The sequence below is a fragment of the Kribbella jiaozuonensis genome, from assembly GCF_005233875.1.
GTDB classification, from domain to species: Bacteria; Actinomycetota; Actinomycetes; order Propionibacteriales; family Kribbellaceae; genus Kribbella; species Kribbella jiaozuonensis.
Genome location: NZ_SZPZ01000001.1, coordinates 1987804 through 2001257 on the forward strand (window position 1 = coordinate 1987804; position 13454 = coordinate 2001257).

Consider the following 13454-nt stretch of genomic DNA (forward strand, 5'->3'; position numbering starts at 1 on the left):
CTGCGAAACTGGCCGGCATGGACGAACTTGATACGGCGCTGCTGCGGATGCTGCAGAACGACGCCCGCCGGACCAACCGGGACATGGCGGCCGAGCTCAAGATCGCCCCGTCGACCTGTTTGGAGCGGATCCGCGGATTGCGCGATCGCGGCGTCATCAGCGGGTACCACGCGGCCGTCGATCTGAAGGCGATCGACCGGTCGACCCAGGCGATCATCTCGATCAAGCTCCGGCCGCAGGCGATGGCGGTGGCGACGGCGTTCCAGGCATACGTGATGGACCTGCCGCAGACCTTGGACATGTTCATGGTGTCCGGCGGCTCGGACTTCCTCGCCCACGTCGCGGTCAAGGACACCGAAGCCCTCCGCGACCTGGTGCTCGCCCTGGCCAAACGGCAGGAGATCGCCGACATCCGCAGCTCGGTCGTCTTCGAGCACCACCGCCGCACGACGATCATGCCGCTGACTTCGTAGGGTGGCGGTATGCGACTCAACTACGTGGAGACCGGTTCGGCTGATGCGCCCGTGGTGTTGCTCGGGTCGTCGCTGGGTGCCAATCAGGCGATGTGGGCGCCGCAGGTGGACGTACTCGCCAAGCGGTTCCGGGTGGTTGCGTTCGATCATCGGGGTCATGGCGGCTCCGAGGTCCCCGACGGCCCGTACACGATCGACGACCTCGGCGGCGACGTCGTCGAGCTGCTCGACATGCTCGAGGTAGAGCAGGCGTCGTACGTCGGGATCTCGCTCGGCGGATCGGTCGGGCTGTGGCTGGCGGAGCACGCGCCGGAGCGGATCCACCGGCTGGTGGCGATCTGCCCGCCGACCAACACGGCCGAGAACCCGCAGATGTGGATCGACCGCGCCGCGCAGGTACGCGCCGAGGGCACGCAGTCGATCGCCGACGCCACGCTCGGCCGCTGGTTCCTCCCGGAGTTCGCCGAAGACATCGAGCCGGTCCGCCAGATGCTGCAGGACTGTCCCGACGAGGGCTATGCCGCCTGCTGCGAGGCGATCAGCACGCTCAACCTCCTCCCGAAGCTGCAGGACATCACCGCCCCGGTCCTGCTGATCACCACCGACTCGGACCAGTCCGTCCCGCCGGAGACCGTCGTACCGCTGGCCGGCCAGCTCCCCGGCGCCCACCTCGAAATCATCGAGAAAGCCGCCCACCTGGTGACCTACTCCCACGCTGACGTCATCAACCCGCTGCTCCTCGCCCACCTCGCCTGACTACGCTCTGGATGCAGCCCACCGCGAGCAGGAACAATGGGGCGACCGAGAGAGAGGACGATGCGTGAGCGTGCACGACCAGCCATTCGCGCGGTCGGCAGGTCAGGCGGATCTCGAGTTGGCCGACTACGCGACGACGTTCGGCACCGAGCGCCGGCGGCGTACGTCGCCCAGCCTGATCGGTCCTGTCATGGTCGCCGGCCTCCTCGCCTTCTTCGTGGCCGACTCGGTGGCTTCGAGCCGGAGTGCTGTCACAGCCTTCTTCGTGGCCGCCGGCGCCCTGCTGGTGCTGTTCTTCGTCGTCGCCCTGGCGTCGATCGCCGCCGGACGGAGGCGCAAGTCCCGCCCGACTCCGAGCTCGCGTCGATTCCTGCCCATGGCCGCCCTCCAGACGTACGCGAGCGAGGCGGCGCAGGGTGCGGGGTTCGTCGACCTCTCGTGGATGGCCGCTGAGCAGCTCCGTACGACGACGCCGGAGCAGGGCAAGCCGATGGCGTCGGCCGCGGAGATCAACGCGGTCTTCAGGGAGCTGCTGGTGACCATCGGACGCCTGCCGCGCGGCGAGGCCGACCACGTCATCCGCGACCTCCTGCGGTACCTGATCACGCGCTCCGACCGCCCTTCTGCGGCGACCCTCCTGCACACGCCCATCCGTCCGGAGCCGCTGGCGAGTCAGTTGCGGCTCTTCACCCGGATGGTCGACCGCGCACCCGAATCGGTCGTCCGGGGTATTCGCGACGATCTCTGGCGACAGGTGCGCCCCCGGTGATCGATGACCTGGGGAAGCTGCTGGATCGGGCCTCGTCGCCGGTCGATCTCGCGGTCGTACTGCTGACCGGGCCGCTCGCGTTCGCACTCGATGCCGGCCTCGACATCGTCGGATTCCTGCCGCCGGGTTACGTCGCGATCCTCGCCGCCTCGTTCGCGCTCGGAGTACGGAAGGTGGTCGAAGCCCGGCTCGCGCCGCGGCGGGAGCGGCGTGACCGCGAGGCCCGACGGCAGGTGACCCGGAATCGCGCGACCGCGCTCCAAAGCCGGATTGCGGAGTTCAACCCTCCCTCGGAGCTCGGGAACCGGTTGCTGCAGGAGGTGGAGCTGTACCGGGCCGGGATCATCACCGACGAGCAGTTCGAGAGCGCGGTCGCAGACTGCGTGGACGACTACCGCTATCTGGTCCGGACCGCGTTCGATTCCGGCGTAGAGCAGCGGCAGCGTTAGTCTGGTAGGCGCTCTGCTCCCCGACCGGAAGTGCCCGATGACTGTTGAATCGCTGTTCCCGCGCCTGGAGGCGTTGCTGCCGAGTGTGCAGAAGCCGATCCAGTACGTCGGAGGTGAGCTGAACTCGGTCAGCAAGGACTGGGACTCGGTCAGCGTGCGCTGGGCCCTGATGTACCCGGACGCGTACGAGGTCGGCCTGCCCAACCAGGGCGTGCAGATCCTGTACGAAGTGCTGAACGAGCGCGACCACATCCTGGCCGAGCGGACGTACTCCGTCTGGCCGGACATGGAACAGATCATGCGGGACAACGCGATCCCGCAGTTCACGCTGGACTCGCACCGGCCGGTCCGGGCGTTCGACGTCTTCGGGCTGTCGTTCTCGACCGAGCTCGGCTACACGAACATGCTGACCGCGCTCGACCTGGCCGGCATTCCGTTGCACGCCGTCGACCGCACCGACGAGGACCCGATCGTGCTCGCCGGCGGGCATGCCGCGTTCAATCCGGAGCCGATCGCGGACTTCATCGACGCGGCGGTGCTCGGTGACGGCGAGGAGATCGTGCTCGCGATCTCCGAGGTGATCCGGGAGTGGAAGGACGAGGGCCGCCCGGGCGGGCGCGACGAAGTACTGCTCCGGCTGGCGAAGTCCGGCGGCGTGTACATCCCGAAGTTCTTCACCGTCGACTACCTGCCGGACGGCCGGATCCAGCGCGTCATCCCCAACCGCCAGGGTGTTCCGTTCCGGACGGCGAAGCACACGGTCATGGACCTCGACGCGTGGCCGTACCCGAAGAAGCCGCTGGTCCCGCTGGCCGAGACTGTGCACGAACGCTTCTCGGTCGAGATCTTCCGCGGCTGCACGCGCGGCTGCCGGTTCTGCCAGGCAGGCATGATCACCCGGCCGGTGCGCGAGCGCAGCATCACCACCATCGGCGACATGGTCGACAACGGCCTCAAGCAGACCGGGTTCGAGGAGGTCGGTCTGCTCAGTCTCTCGAGTGCCGACCACAGCGAGATCGCGGATGTGGCAAAGGGCCTCGGCGACCGGTACGAGGGCAGCAACGTCTCGTTGTCGTTGCCTTCGACAAGGGTCGACGCGTTCAACATCACGCTGGCGAACGAGTTCTCCCGCAACGGCCGGCGCAGCGGTCTGACGTTCGCGCCCGAGGGCGGGTCGGACCGGATGCGCAAGGTGATCAACAAGATGGTCACCGAGGAGGACCTGATCCGCACGGTCTCGGCGGCGTACAGCCACGGCTGGCGGCAGGTGAAGCTGTACTTCATGGTCGGCCTGCCGACCGAGACCGATGAGGACGTACTGGCGATCGCCGCGCTCGCGAAGCGGGTGATCGAGACCGGCCGAGAGGTGTCCGGCAGGCGCGACATCCGCTGCACGGTGTCGATCGGTGGATTCGTGCCGAAGCCGCACACGCCGTTCCAGTGGGCCTCGCAGCTGGGCGCCGAGGAGACCGATGCCCGGCTGTCGAAGCTGGCCGCGGCGATCCGGTCCGAGAAGGGCTACGCGAAGGCGATCGGCTTCCGGTACCACGACGGCAAGCCGGGCATCATCGAAGGCCTGCTGTCCCGCGGCGACCGCCGCGTCGGCCGCGTGATCGAGGCGGTCTGGCGCGACGGCGGCCGGTTCGACGGCTGGAGCGAGCACTTCTCGTACGACCGCTGGGTGCAGGCCTGCGAGCAGGCGCTCGCCGACGAACCGGTCGACCTCGCCTGGTACACGACGCGGGAGCGCGAGTACGCCGAAGTACTGCCCTGGGACCACCTGGACTCGGGCCTGGACCGGGACTGGTTGTGGGAGGACTGGCAGGACTCGCTCGAGGAAGACGGCGCGATCGAGGTCGAGGACTGCCGCTGGACCCCGTGCTTCGACTGCGGCGTCTGCCCCCAAATGGGCACCGAGATCCAGACCGGCCCCACGGGCAAGAAGCTGCTCCCGCTCTCAGTCGTTTAGTTGCAGTAGTACGCCGGAGTCGGCGTCGTCTCGGTCTGATCCTGCCAGCGCGCGACGCCGACGCAGATTAGGTCACTCAGTTACGGGCCGTCGACCCTTTCGATGCCGCTGAAAGGAGCAGGTCGGTGAGCAACACCTCGTCAGCGCTGCTCAGAACCAGGTCGGCGGCCGCGACCGCGTCCGGCGTGACGAACGGATTTGGTACGGCGACCGCGAACATCCCCGCAGCCTGCGCCGCCGCGACGCCGTGGGCCGTGTCTTCGACAGCAATGGCGGGTACGCCGACCCGCTGGAGCGCCAGCTGGTAGATCGCCGGGTCGGGCTTGTGGGTCGTGACCTCGTCGCCGGTGACGATCTCGTCGAACAAGTCGACCGCGTCGACCCGCTCCAGGTGACCGACCACCCAGCTCCGCGGCGAACTGCTGGCGATCGCGACCCGAAGCCCCAGCTCCCGGGCCGACGAGATCCAAGCACGGATCCCCGGCCGGAAGTCGAGCTCGGCATGCATCTGCTCCCGATGGGCGAGCCGTCGCGCATGACTCTCGGCCCGGTCGAACCCGCTCCCGACGGCTGCCGCGAGTACGGCGTACCTGTCCTCGCTGACGTCTCCGCCGTGTCCCGGCCAGAAGCCGTCGAGGTCGAGCTCGAGACCGTGGTACGCCCACTCGGTCTGCCAGCTCTCGACCATCGTCGTCTCGGTGTCCATCAGCAGACCGTCGAAGTCGAACACGATCGCCTGCACGTCCGTCGGCACGAGTCGCGTCGCGAGCCGATGGATCTGCGTCTCGCTCAGGCCTAGCCAGGCGAGGTACCCGCGGACCCCGCCGAAGCGCCCGTCGAGATACGAGAGCGATCCGAGGATCGTGTCCGGGTGGGACCGCGAGAACGCCGGCGCGTCCTGCAGACCGAGGTTCGTCTCGCTGATCGCGTAGTCCGCCGCGATGTCCGAGCGGGGTACGCCGACCAGGTCCAGCAGCACCGCGACCGTCAGCCCGGTCCGATCCTTCCCGGCCTTGCAGTGCACGACAACCGGCCGATCCGCCGGTGCCTCGGCGATCGCGGTGAAGATCCTGCGGACGTGGGCCGCGTTGCGGGTCAGGCTGTTGCGGTACACGTCGACCAGCCGCGGCTCGGCGGCCGGATCACGAGTCGCCTCGGCCGCCGGGTCGATCCACGGGATCCGCTGGTATACCAAATCTCCGGCCAGCGGATGTGGTTGCCTCAACTCCCAATCGGACCGCAGATCGAGCACCAGTCCGGCGCCGACCGCCTCGAATTCAGCCAGGCCGGCCGCGTCGATGCACTCACTGCGGAGCAGAGCCCGCGCACGCGTCGGTACGCCGTACCGGGTCGGAAGTCCGCCAACGTCACGCGCATTCGGGCTCCACATACCTGTCAGCTTATAGGGGGTGTCCGGCGGCCCATCGCCTACTGCGGGGCACTCGACACGGCACCTCGCCGCACGGGTGCAAAGGCCACGATGCTCCGCATCGAGACCTTCGCCCCCGCGCGCCGATGCACCGCACCGAGCACCTCTTCGCTACGGCGCTGGGCCACCGGACACCCCCTGGACAATGCCTCCTAACGACTCGAAGTCGTGCCAGGTTCCGTCGAAGGCCTTGTGATGTAAGGCGGAATCCATGCCGACCGCGAACACGTCGATCCGGCCCGGTCCCCAGGAGACCACCGAGCCCGCCGGCTGTGGACGGCGTTGTACTGCGGCCGGCTCCAGCCAGCCCGCCAAAGCGGCGATGTTCATCCGGAGGATCTCCGCGGCCAGCGACCAGTCGATGAAGTTCAACGTGTCATTGGCGGAGTGGATATGGCCGTTCGCACTGTCCCCGCCCTCGATCGTCAGAACCGCTGGTATACCAGCGTTGATGAACGGGACATGGTCGCTGGCGAACGGATTCAGCGACGTCTCGACGGTCAACCCCGTGTACGTCGCAGCCGCCGTCGCGAGATCCGCGATCTGACCCGACGAGACCGCAGCGCCTTCAAGCAGTACGCCGGGTGTCGCGGTGTTCTTCGTCGCGATCATGTCCATGTTGAGTACGGCGCGGACCCGCGACCGCTCCGCCGGCGGCAGCGCAGCGACGTACTGCTTGCTGCCGAACAGCCCCTCTTCCTCACCACCGAAGAGAATCAGCCGGATGTCGTGCTGCCAACTCCGCGTCGACAGCAGCCGACCGAGCTCGAGCACCCCGGCCGACCCGCTGCCGTTGTCATCCGCCCCCGGAGCCGCCGCGGCCGGACCGCCGGCGATATTGATCGAGTCCAGGTGCGCCGTGATGATGACCAGCTTCCGGTCAACCCCGACACCGGCCCGATCGCCGATCAGGTCCGCCGAATGCCCCGCGCCGACGTTGATCGGCGTCCGCGCCGCTTGGTAGCCAAGGGCAACCATCCGGTCGGACGCGAAATCCATCGCCTGCGTGAACGTCGTACTCAACGAATGCCTGGTCGGCAGACTGGCCAACCAGGTCAGGTCACTCTGGTACGACGCTGTCGACACCTCGCCGACCAGATCCGCGACGACCGGGTCGACCCGGGCCGCAGAGGCCGTCTGATGGTCGACGACCGTCGTGTTCGGGCGGAGCGCTTCGATCCGCCAGTGGTGGTTGGACCGCCGACGGGGTTTGTCGGCCGACGAGATGACCAGATGCCGGCCGTGGTCGAGCAGCGGCGTGACATCGGGGTACTCGTCCTGGAAACTCCGGCCCACCTGCGTGACAAGCAGCAGACCGGGAACGGTCCGGGAGGCCCGGCCGAGGCGTTGTTCGGCCGGGACCCAGAGGAGGGTCTTTTCCCCGAACCGTGCCGACCGCGCGCCACCGGCGGCGTCCGCGGTCGGTACGACGAGATAGCGAACATTCATTGTTGGTCCTGCCAAGCAATCTCGAGTCGGTCGGGCGCCGAGGAAACGATCCGCCCGGTCCCGTCCGGCAGGTGCAACCGGCCGGCCGGGTCCCAGCGCCCGGGCGGTCCGGGGGAAGGAGCGTCGCCGCGGCCGATCTGCAGCGGTACGAACGTCCCGTCCGGGCGGAACTCCACCCCCCGCCGGCCACGGGCCGGCGGGAAGGCGAAGTCGTCGCGGCGGTAGACGCTGATCCCGTCGTGGTCCTCCTCGAAGGAATGCGTCCAGCGTCCGGTCGGCGTGCTGGTCAGATCTTCACCGCCTGCCCGATCGAGGCGGGGGAGTCAGGCACGGTCAGCTTGAAGTCGCTGATGATCCCGCCGAGCGGTTCGTAGCCGGTGACCGACGGTCCCCAGGCCGATCCGTCCCACCACTTGTGGTACAGCTGCTTGTCGGTGCCGGTGACGAACACGTCGAGCCGGTTCGTGTCCCACGAGACCACGCGCGGCTCGTCGGTGCAGATCCCGCCCATGTACTCGTATCCCGTGACGCTCGGTCCCCAGGAGGATCCGTCCCACCACTTGTGGTAGAGCGCGGAGTCGGTCCCGAGCAGGAATACGTCGAGCCGGTCGGAGCCCCACGAGACCACGGTCGGCGCCGTCGTACACACGCCGCCCATGTACTCGTACCCGCTCCACGACGAGCCGTCCCACCACTTGTGGTACAGCGCCGAGTCGGTGCCGATGACGAACAGGTCGAGCCGGTTCTCGCCCCAGGCCACCACGCGTGGCGGGGAGGCACAGACGCCGCCGAGGTATTCGTAACCGTTCCACGACGACCCGTCCCACCACTTGTGGTAGACCGCGTTGTCCGTTCCCAGCACGAACACGTCGAGCCGATCGGGGCCCCAGGCAACGACTTCGGGCGGGCTCATGCAGACTCCGCCGAGATACTCGTAGCCGTTCCAGGCGGAGCCGTCCCACCACTTGTGGTACAGCGCCCGATCCGTGCCGAGGACGAACGCGTCGAGCCGATCGGGTCCCCAGGTCGCCAACCGCGGCGGGCTCATGCAGACGCCGCCGAGATACTCGTAGCCGGTGACGGACGGTCCCCAGTTCGAGCCGTCCCACCACTTGTGGTACATCGCGTGGTCGGTGCCGAGGACGAACGCGTCCAGCCGGTTCGGGCCCCAGGACGCGACTTCAGGAGCGCTCATGCAGATACCACCCATGTACTCGTATCCGGCGACGGACGGTCCCCAGGCCGATCCGTCCCACCACTTGTGATACATCGCCAGGTCGGTGCCGAGCACGAACGCGTCCAGCCGGTTCGCGCCCCACGACACCACCGAGCCGGCCGGTTCCGGCGTACCAGCGGCGCCGAAGTCCGGCAGGTCCATCCGGACGGTGTCCAGCGTCGCCTGCATCCGCGCCACCTGGTCGGTGGTGAACATGACCATGCCGCGGTCGTCGGTGTAGTCCATGTAGTCGTAGAACAGGTCACCGTTCGGCCCGTTGCTGCAGGTCACATGCGGGAACGTCGGTACGCCGAAGTTCGGGCCGGCCGCGTTCGGGGTGTCGGCGCACTCGTCGGAACCGCTGCAGCCGCTGCCGTCGTCGCCCCAGATGTGGAACAGATTCAGGTAGTGGCCGACCTCGTGCGTCGTCGTCCGGCCGAGGTCGAACGGTGCCGCCGCCGTACCGTTGGTGCCGAACCCGCTGTGCAGGATGACCACGCCGTCGGTGTTCGCCGGACCGCCCGGGAACTGTGCGTACCCGAGCAGACCGCCGCCGAGCTGGCAGACCCAGATGTTCAGGTAGTGCGCGGTGTCCCACGGGTCGATGCCGCCGGTCGCCGACGACTTCACCTTGTCGTCCGTGCCGAAGCTCGCCGTACTGGTCTGGGTCCGGGTGACACCTGTCGTCGGGTTCCCGTTCGGGTCCTCGGTCGCCAGGAAGAACTCGACCCGCGAGTCCGCGACCAGCCCGCTGAACACACTCGGCACGATGCTGGTGTCCGGGTTGGTGGCGCGGTAGTCGCGGTTCAGTACGTCGATCTGGCTGTCGATCTGCGCCTGCGAGATGTTCTGGGCGTTGGTGTTCCAGACGACGTGGACGACACACGGGATGCGAGCGACCCCGGTGAAGCGATCCTCGCCGGAGACGTAGTTCATCGTCGCGGTTTCGAGCGCCGACCGCGCTGCGGCGTACGACGGATCTGTCGTCAGCAGCCGCCGGTGTACCTCCATCACACCGCACTGTCTGCGGCTGGGGAACTCCGTCCGCCCGTCCGTGCCGCTCATACCGGCACCACTGGCCTGGCCGCCGCCTGTCATCCCCACACCGGCAGGCGATCCGCCACCACTCATGTCAGCCGCGGGTGATCCGCCGCCGCCCATGTCGGCTGCCGGTGACCCGCCGCCGCCCATGTCTGCCGCGGGCGATCCGCCGCCGCTCATCGTCGTACTGCTCGAGGCCGGTGCCCCGGTCATCGGCATGCCGTCCGCCGCGGGCTGTCCGTTCGCGGCGTGCCCGTTCTGCTCGGTCGCCGGTGCCTCACCCGGCATCCGGTGATCGTCCCGGTGCTTGTCCGCTCGCCCGTTGGCCTTCCTCGGCATCTCTCCCCCTTCCGCGGGGGCGCACGGGCAGGTCGACGTACGCGCGCCGAACCGAGAAGATTCACCCCCAGCGCACCCCTCGACCGAAGACGGTCCCTACCGCCTTCCCCCACCGAACAGTCGGCCCCCAAGTCACTGTTCTGCGTTTCACCTTGCTCCGATCGCCTCGCGCACACAACCCTTCATGACAAGACTTTCGGATCTCACTGGCCTCGATTTGTCTACAGTGCAGGATTGACCCATGCAGCGTGAGAAGTCGGTCCCGTTCGAGGTGCGTGCTCATCGTGGGTTGATCTCGGTCCGGGTGGTGCCGAACGACGATCCGTGGGCGTCCGGGCACCAACTCGTCGTACCCGGTCTGAACGCCGAGGCGTTCCGCGGCTTCCCGATCTGCACCGCGTCGATCAGGTACCACGGGCACGGCATCAACGCGATCATGGGCTGGATCCAGGTCGTCACGCGCGGGGCCGAGGTGTCGATCGATCTCGCCCCGAACTTCGACGCCACCGACCCGTTCTACGCGTACGGCTACCTGCCGACGTTCTTCGATGCGCCGGCGAACCCGGACCATCCTGACGGGATGTGGCGCGCCGACACGTTCCTCACCGTCGTACCGGACGTGATCCACTCGCGCCACGTGGTACCGATCGCTGCGTTCACCTGGGGCTACGAACTGCGCGCCGGCCGACCGACGCTGCTGGACGTCGCCGCCCTGCCCGCCGCGGACTGGGCCGGGCATCGCGACGTGCTCTCGGCCAAGCACCCGACCTGGACCTTCGGCTAGAGCACCCGCTCCCACATCGTGCGTTGCGCGACCGCCCGGAACCCGAGCTTGGCGTTCACCGCGATCATCGGGGTGTTCTCCGGCGCGTTCCAGGTGTGCATCACGGCGGGGCCGGTCTGGATCGCCCGCAGGTTCGGTGCTTTCACCGCGATACCAAGTCCGTTTCCGCGGTGCGTACGCCGTACGTAGGTGTCGTACTGGTTGAGGCGGCCCGGGCTCTCCGGCGTACCGCCCATCTGCGTGTACGCCGCGAGCTCGCCGGACGCGATGTGCACGGCCGCCGTGGTGTAGGTGAACCGCCCCTGAGCCACGCGCCGAGCCTCTGCGTCTCGCACGAGCTCGGGTGTCCACTGCACCGGCTCGTCCGTCCGATCGCCGGTCGGCACGTCCTCGCTCATCCCACTCAACAGCTCGACAAACTGCCCGAGCCACTCGTCCGGCGCCTGCTCCCGCCACTGCACGAGCTCGTACCCGTCAACCGGTTGCTCCAGCCCGCTCACATCGACCGGCAACTCCAGCACCTGATGCAGCTCGGCATGCTTCTTCTCGAACCCTCGCGCCCGAGCAAACGCCGTACCCGCACTCTCACCCGTCACTGGATCGCCCGCGAGGTTCGTCCCCGAGACAATCCGCCGGCCGTCCGCCCGAGCCCGCCCGATCGCAACCTCCAGCAAGCGACTCGCGACACCCTGCCGCCGGTACTCCGGAGCCACAGCCAGCTCCACGTCCACGGTGTCCGTGTTCCCCACCAACCACCAGTCCAGCCAGGCAACCCCCAGCCAGGTGTCCCCGTCCACCAGTCCGAGCCCGTCGGCCCGGACATCAGCATGCTCCCCACTCATGAGCACCCGAGCTTCCTCGACCCCCATTCCGACGGGAAACTCGAGCTCCTCCTGCCGAACCCCGAACTTGACGTCGTAGAACCGTCGGAACACCTCGGGATCGCGCCCGTCCACCGCAATAATCTCCACCCGCGCACCCTAGGGGGCCGGCGCCTGCGGATTAGTGGTGGGGGCGGAGGGCCCGGTTCGCGGCCGGTTCGGCGATGGAGTTGCGGAAGGGGTGCGCCGGGTAGACGCCCAGCAGGCGGACCTCGACCGAGAAGAAGGCGAGTTCTTCCAGGGCCAGCGCGACATTCGGGTCCTCGGGGTGGCCTTCGATGTCAGCGTAGAACTGAGTGGCGAAGAACATGCCGCCGAGTTGGTAGGACTCCAGCTTGGTCATGTTGACGCTGTTGGTGGCGAATCCGCCGAGCGCCTTGTAGAGGGCAGCCGACACGTTCCGCACGCGGTACACGAAGCTCGTGATGACCGGACCCGACCCGACCGGCGGTACCTCCGGCTCGCGGGACAGCACCAGGAAGCGGGTCGTGTTGTGGTGTTCGTCCTCGACATCGGACGCGAGCGTGTCCAGCCCGTACAGCTCGGCGGCCGCGCGCGGCGAGAGCGAAGCAACCGTCGGATCGCCCAGCTCGGCGACCTCACGCGCCGCGCCCGCGGTGTCATCCGCGACGACCGTCGACCACCCGTGCTCACGGATGATCTTCCGGCACTGCCCGAGCGCGTGCACGTGACTGCGGACGGTCTTGATCTGGTCGAGCGTCGTACCAGGAGTTGCCAGCAGCTGGAAGTGGATCGGAAGGAAGTACTCGCCGACGATGTGCAGCCCGGACTCCGGCAGCAGGTGGTGGATGTCCGCGACCCGGCCGGCGATCGAGTTGTCCACCGGGATCATCGCCAGCCCGGCGCGCCCGCTGCTCACCGCCTCGAGCGCGTCCTCGAACGTCGTACAAGGAAGCTGCTCGCGGTCCGGGAACATCTCGGTGCACGCCATCGCCGAATTCGCGCCTGGCTCACCCTGGTAAGCAATCGGTCCGTCCACGATCTACCAGCCTAGACCCCGAGCATCTCACCAGCCGGATCAGGTGTCCGTCTTACGGACCTTGTCCGGCGCTCCGGTGATCGCGCGACCCTCGAGCGACTTGGCCTTGGTGGCGTACATGTCGATGTACTCCTGGCCCGACAGCTCCATGATCTTGTACATGATCTCGTCGGTGACGGCCCGCAGGATGAGCCGATCGCTCTCCATCCCCTCGTACCGCGAGAAGTCCAGCGGCTCACCGAATTTCACCGTCGGCGACGCGAACGACGCGACGACCTTCCCGGGCGGCGCGACCACATCGGTCCCGATCACGCCGCACGGGATCACCGGCACCTTGGCCTCCAGCGCGAGCCGGGCCACGCCGGTCCGCCCCTTGTACAGCCGGCCGTCGTGCGACCGCGTCCCCTCCGGGTAGATCCCGAACAGCTCGCCGCGCTCCAGCACTTTCATCCCGGCCCGCATCGCCCCCTCGGACGCCGACCCGCCGGACCGGTCGATCGGCACCTGCCCGGTGCCCTTGAAGAACCCGCGCTGGAACCGTCCCTTGATCCCGGCCCCGGTGAAGTAGTCGGACTTCGCGACGAACGTGACCCGGCGGCGCAGCGCCAGCGGCATGAAGATCCAGTCGGAGTACGAGAGGTGGTTGCTGGCGATGATCGCCGCGCCGGTCTCCGGGATGTTCTCCGCGCCGACCACGATCGGCCGGAAGATGCGCTTCACCGGTGGTCCGACCAGCACGTTCTTCAGCACCCAGTAGATGCCCTTGCCGTCGCCGTCGCCGGCATCCACGACCGCAGGGTCCGGCTCCCGCCGCGGCGACTGTGCCGGTTCCGTCATCGGTGTCCTTTCCTCACACGTTCCCCGAACCTTCATGATGCCGTACGGCACCCCGGATCGGG

12 protein-coding genes are annotated in these 13454 nt (G+C 68.1%); 6 read left to right on the forward strand and 6 right to left on the reverse strand.

Going from position 1 to position 13454, the window contains the following annotated elements:
* Positions 1-17: 17 nt before the first annotated feature.
* The 5 genes from FDA38_RS09595 (at position 18) to FDA38_RS09615 (ending at position 4416) form a co-directional block, all read left to right on the forward strand.
* Positions 18-473 carry an Lrp/AsnC family transcriptional regulator gene (locus FDA38_RS09595; RefSeq protein ID WP_137253660.1) on the forward strand — a complete coding sequence of 152 codons (456 nt, stop codon included), beginning with the start codon at positions 18-20 and terminating at the stop codon, positions 471-473.
* A gap of 9 nt (positions 474-482) precedes the next feature.
* The gene (locus tag FDA38_RS09600; RefSeq protein WP_137253661.1) at positions 483-1229 is read left to right on the forward strand and encodes an alpha/beta fold hydrolase; all 747 of its coding nucleotides are present in this window, start codon (positions 483-485) and stop codon (positions 1227-1229) included.
* A 64-nt stretch (positions 1230-1293) separates the two neighbouring features.
* Positions 1294-1998, forward strand: coding sequence for a hypothetical protein (locus FDA38_RS09605; RefSeq protein WP_137253662.1), 705 nt, complete (start codon positions 1294-1296; stop codon positions 1996-1998).
* Positions 1995-2447, forward strand: a complete 453-nt coding sequence (locus tag FDA38_RS09610; protein ID WP_137253663.1) for a hypothetical protein — start codon at positions 1995-1997, stop codon at positions 2445-2447. The genes FDA38_RS09605 and FDA38_RS09610 overlap by 4 nt, the downstream gene beginning before the upstream one ends.
* Before the next feature lie 37 nt (positions 2448-2484).
* The gene (locus FDA38_RS09615; RefSeq protein ID WP_137253664.1) at positions 2485-4416 is read left to right on the forward strand and encodes a TIGR03960 family B12-binding radical SAM protein; all 1932 of its coding nucleotides are present in this window, start codon (positions 2485-2487) and stop codon (positions 4414-4416) included.
* Positions 4417-4492: 76 nt separating this feature from the next.
* On the opposite strand, the gene FDA38_RS09620 is transcribed toward FDA38_RS09615, so the two are convergent.
* The 3 genes from FDA38_RS09620 to FDA38_RS09635 all read right to left on the reverse strand — a co-directional run bounded on the left by FDA38_RS09620 (position 4493) and on the right by FDA38_RS09635 (position 9890).
* Entirely contained in the window at positions 4493-5806 is a 1314-nt protein-coding gene (locus tag FDA38_RS09620; protein ID WP_137253665.1) for an HAD-IA family hydrolase, read from the reverse strand.
* Positions 5807-5956: 150 nt separating this feature from the next.
* Complete coding sequence (locus FDA38_RS09625; protein WP_137253666.1) at positions 5957-7294, reverse strand: M28 family metallopeptidase; 1338 nt, start codon at positions 7292-7294, stop codon at positions 5957-5959.
* A 286-nt stretch (positions 7295-7580) separates the two neighbouring features.
* Complete coding sequence (locus FDA38_RS09635) at positions 7581-9890, reverse strand: M43 family zinc metalloprotease (protein ID WP_233714614.1); 2310 nt, start codon at positions 9888-9890, stop codon at positions 7581-7583.
* A gap of 241 nt (positions 9891-10131) precedes the next feature.
* On the opposite strand from FDA38_RS09635, the gene FDA38_RS09640 reads away from it, so the two are divergent.
* A complete protein-coding gene (locus tag FDA38_RS09640; protein WP_137253667.1) occupies positions 10132-10674 on the forward strand; it encodes a hypothetical protein in 543 nt (180 codons plus the stop codon).
* Here FDA38_RS09640 and FDA38_RS09645 read toward each other — a convergent pair.
* The 3 genes from FDA38_RS09645 to FDA38_RS09655 are packed head-to-tail and all read right to left on the reverse strand — an operon-like array spanning position 10671 to position 13392.
* Positions 10671-11645, reverse strand: a complete 975-nt coding sequence (locus FDA38_RS09645; protein ID WP_233714615.1) for a GNAT family N-acetyltransferase — start codon at positions 11643-11645, stop codon at positions 10671-10673. The genes FDA38_RS09640 and FDA38_RS09645 overlap by 4 nt on opposite strands.
* Before the next feature lie 31 nt (positions 11646-11676).
* The gene (locus FDA38_RS09650) at positions 11677-12555 is read right to left on the reverse strand and encodes a prephenate dehydratase (RefSeq protein WP_137253668.1); all 879 of its coding nucleotides are present in this window, start codon (positions 12553-12555) and stop codon (positions 11677-11679) included.
* 39 nt (positions 12556-12594) lie between these two features.
* The gene (locus FDA38_RS09655; protein ID WP_137253669.1) at positions 12595-13392 is read right to left on the reverse strand and encodes a lysophospholipid acyltransferase family protein; all 798 of its coding nucleotides are present in this window, start codon (positions 13390-13392) and stop codon (positions 12595-12597) included.
* Positions 13393-13454 lie beyond the last annotated feature (62 nt).

Coding starts and splice junctions, on each gene's coding strand:
- FDA38_RS09595 (WP_137253660.1), top strand. CDS start 18: ATGGACGAACTTGATACGGCGCTGCTGCGGATGCTGCAGAACGACGCC.
- FDA38_RS09600 (WP_137253661.1), top strand. CDS start 483: ATGCGACTCAACTACGTGGAGACCGGTTCGGCTGATGCGCCCGTGGTG.
- FDA38_RS09615 (WP_137253664.1), top strand. CDS start 2,485: ATGACTGTTGAATCGCTGTTCCCGCGCCTGGAGGCGTTGCTGCCGAGT.
- FDA38_RS09620 (WP_137253665.1), bottom strand. CDS start 5,806: ATGTGGAGCCCGAATGCGCGTGACGTTGGCGGACTTCCGACCCGGTAC.
- FDA38_RS09625 (WP_137253666.1), bottom strand. CDS start 7,294: ATGAATGTTCGCTATCTCGTCGTACCGACCGCGGACGCCGCCGGTGGC.
- FDA38_RS09635 (WP_233714614.1), bottom strand. CDS start 9,890: ATGCCGAGGAAGGCCAACGGGCGAGCGGACAAGCACCGGGACGATCAC.
- FDA38_RS09640 (WP_137253667.1), top strand. CDS start 10,132: ATGCAGCGTGAGAAGTCGGTCCCGTTCGAGGTGCGTGCTCATCGTGGG.
- FDA38_RS09655 (WP_137253669.1), bottom strand. CDS start 13,392: ATGACGGAACCGGCACAGTCGCCGCGGCGGGAGCCGGACCCTGCGGTC.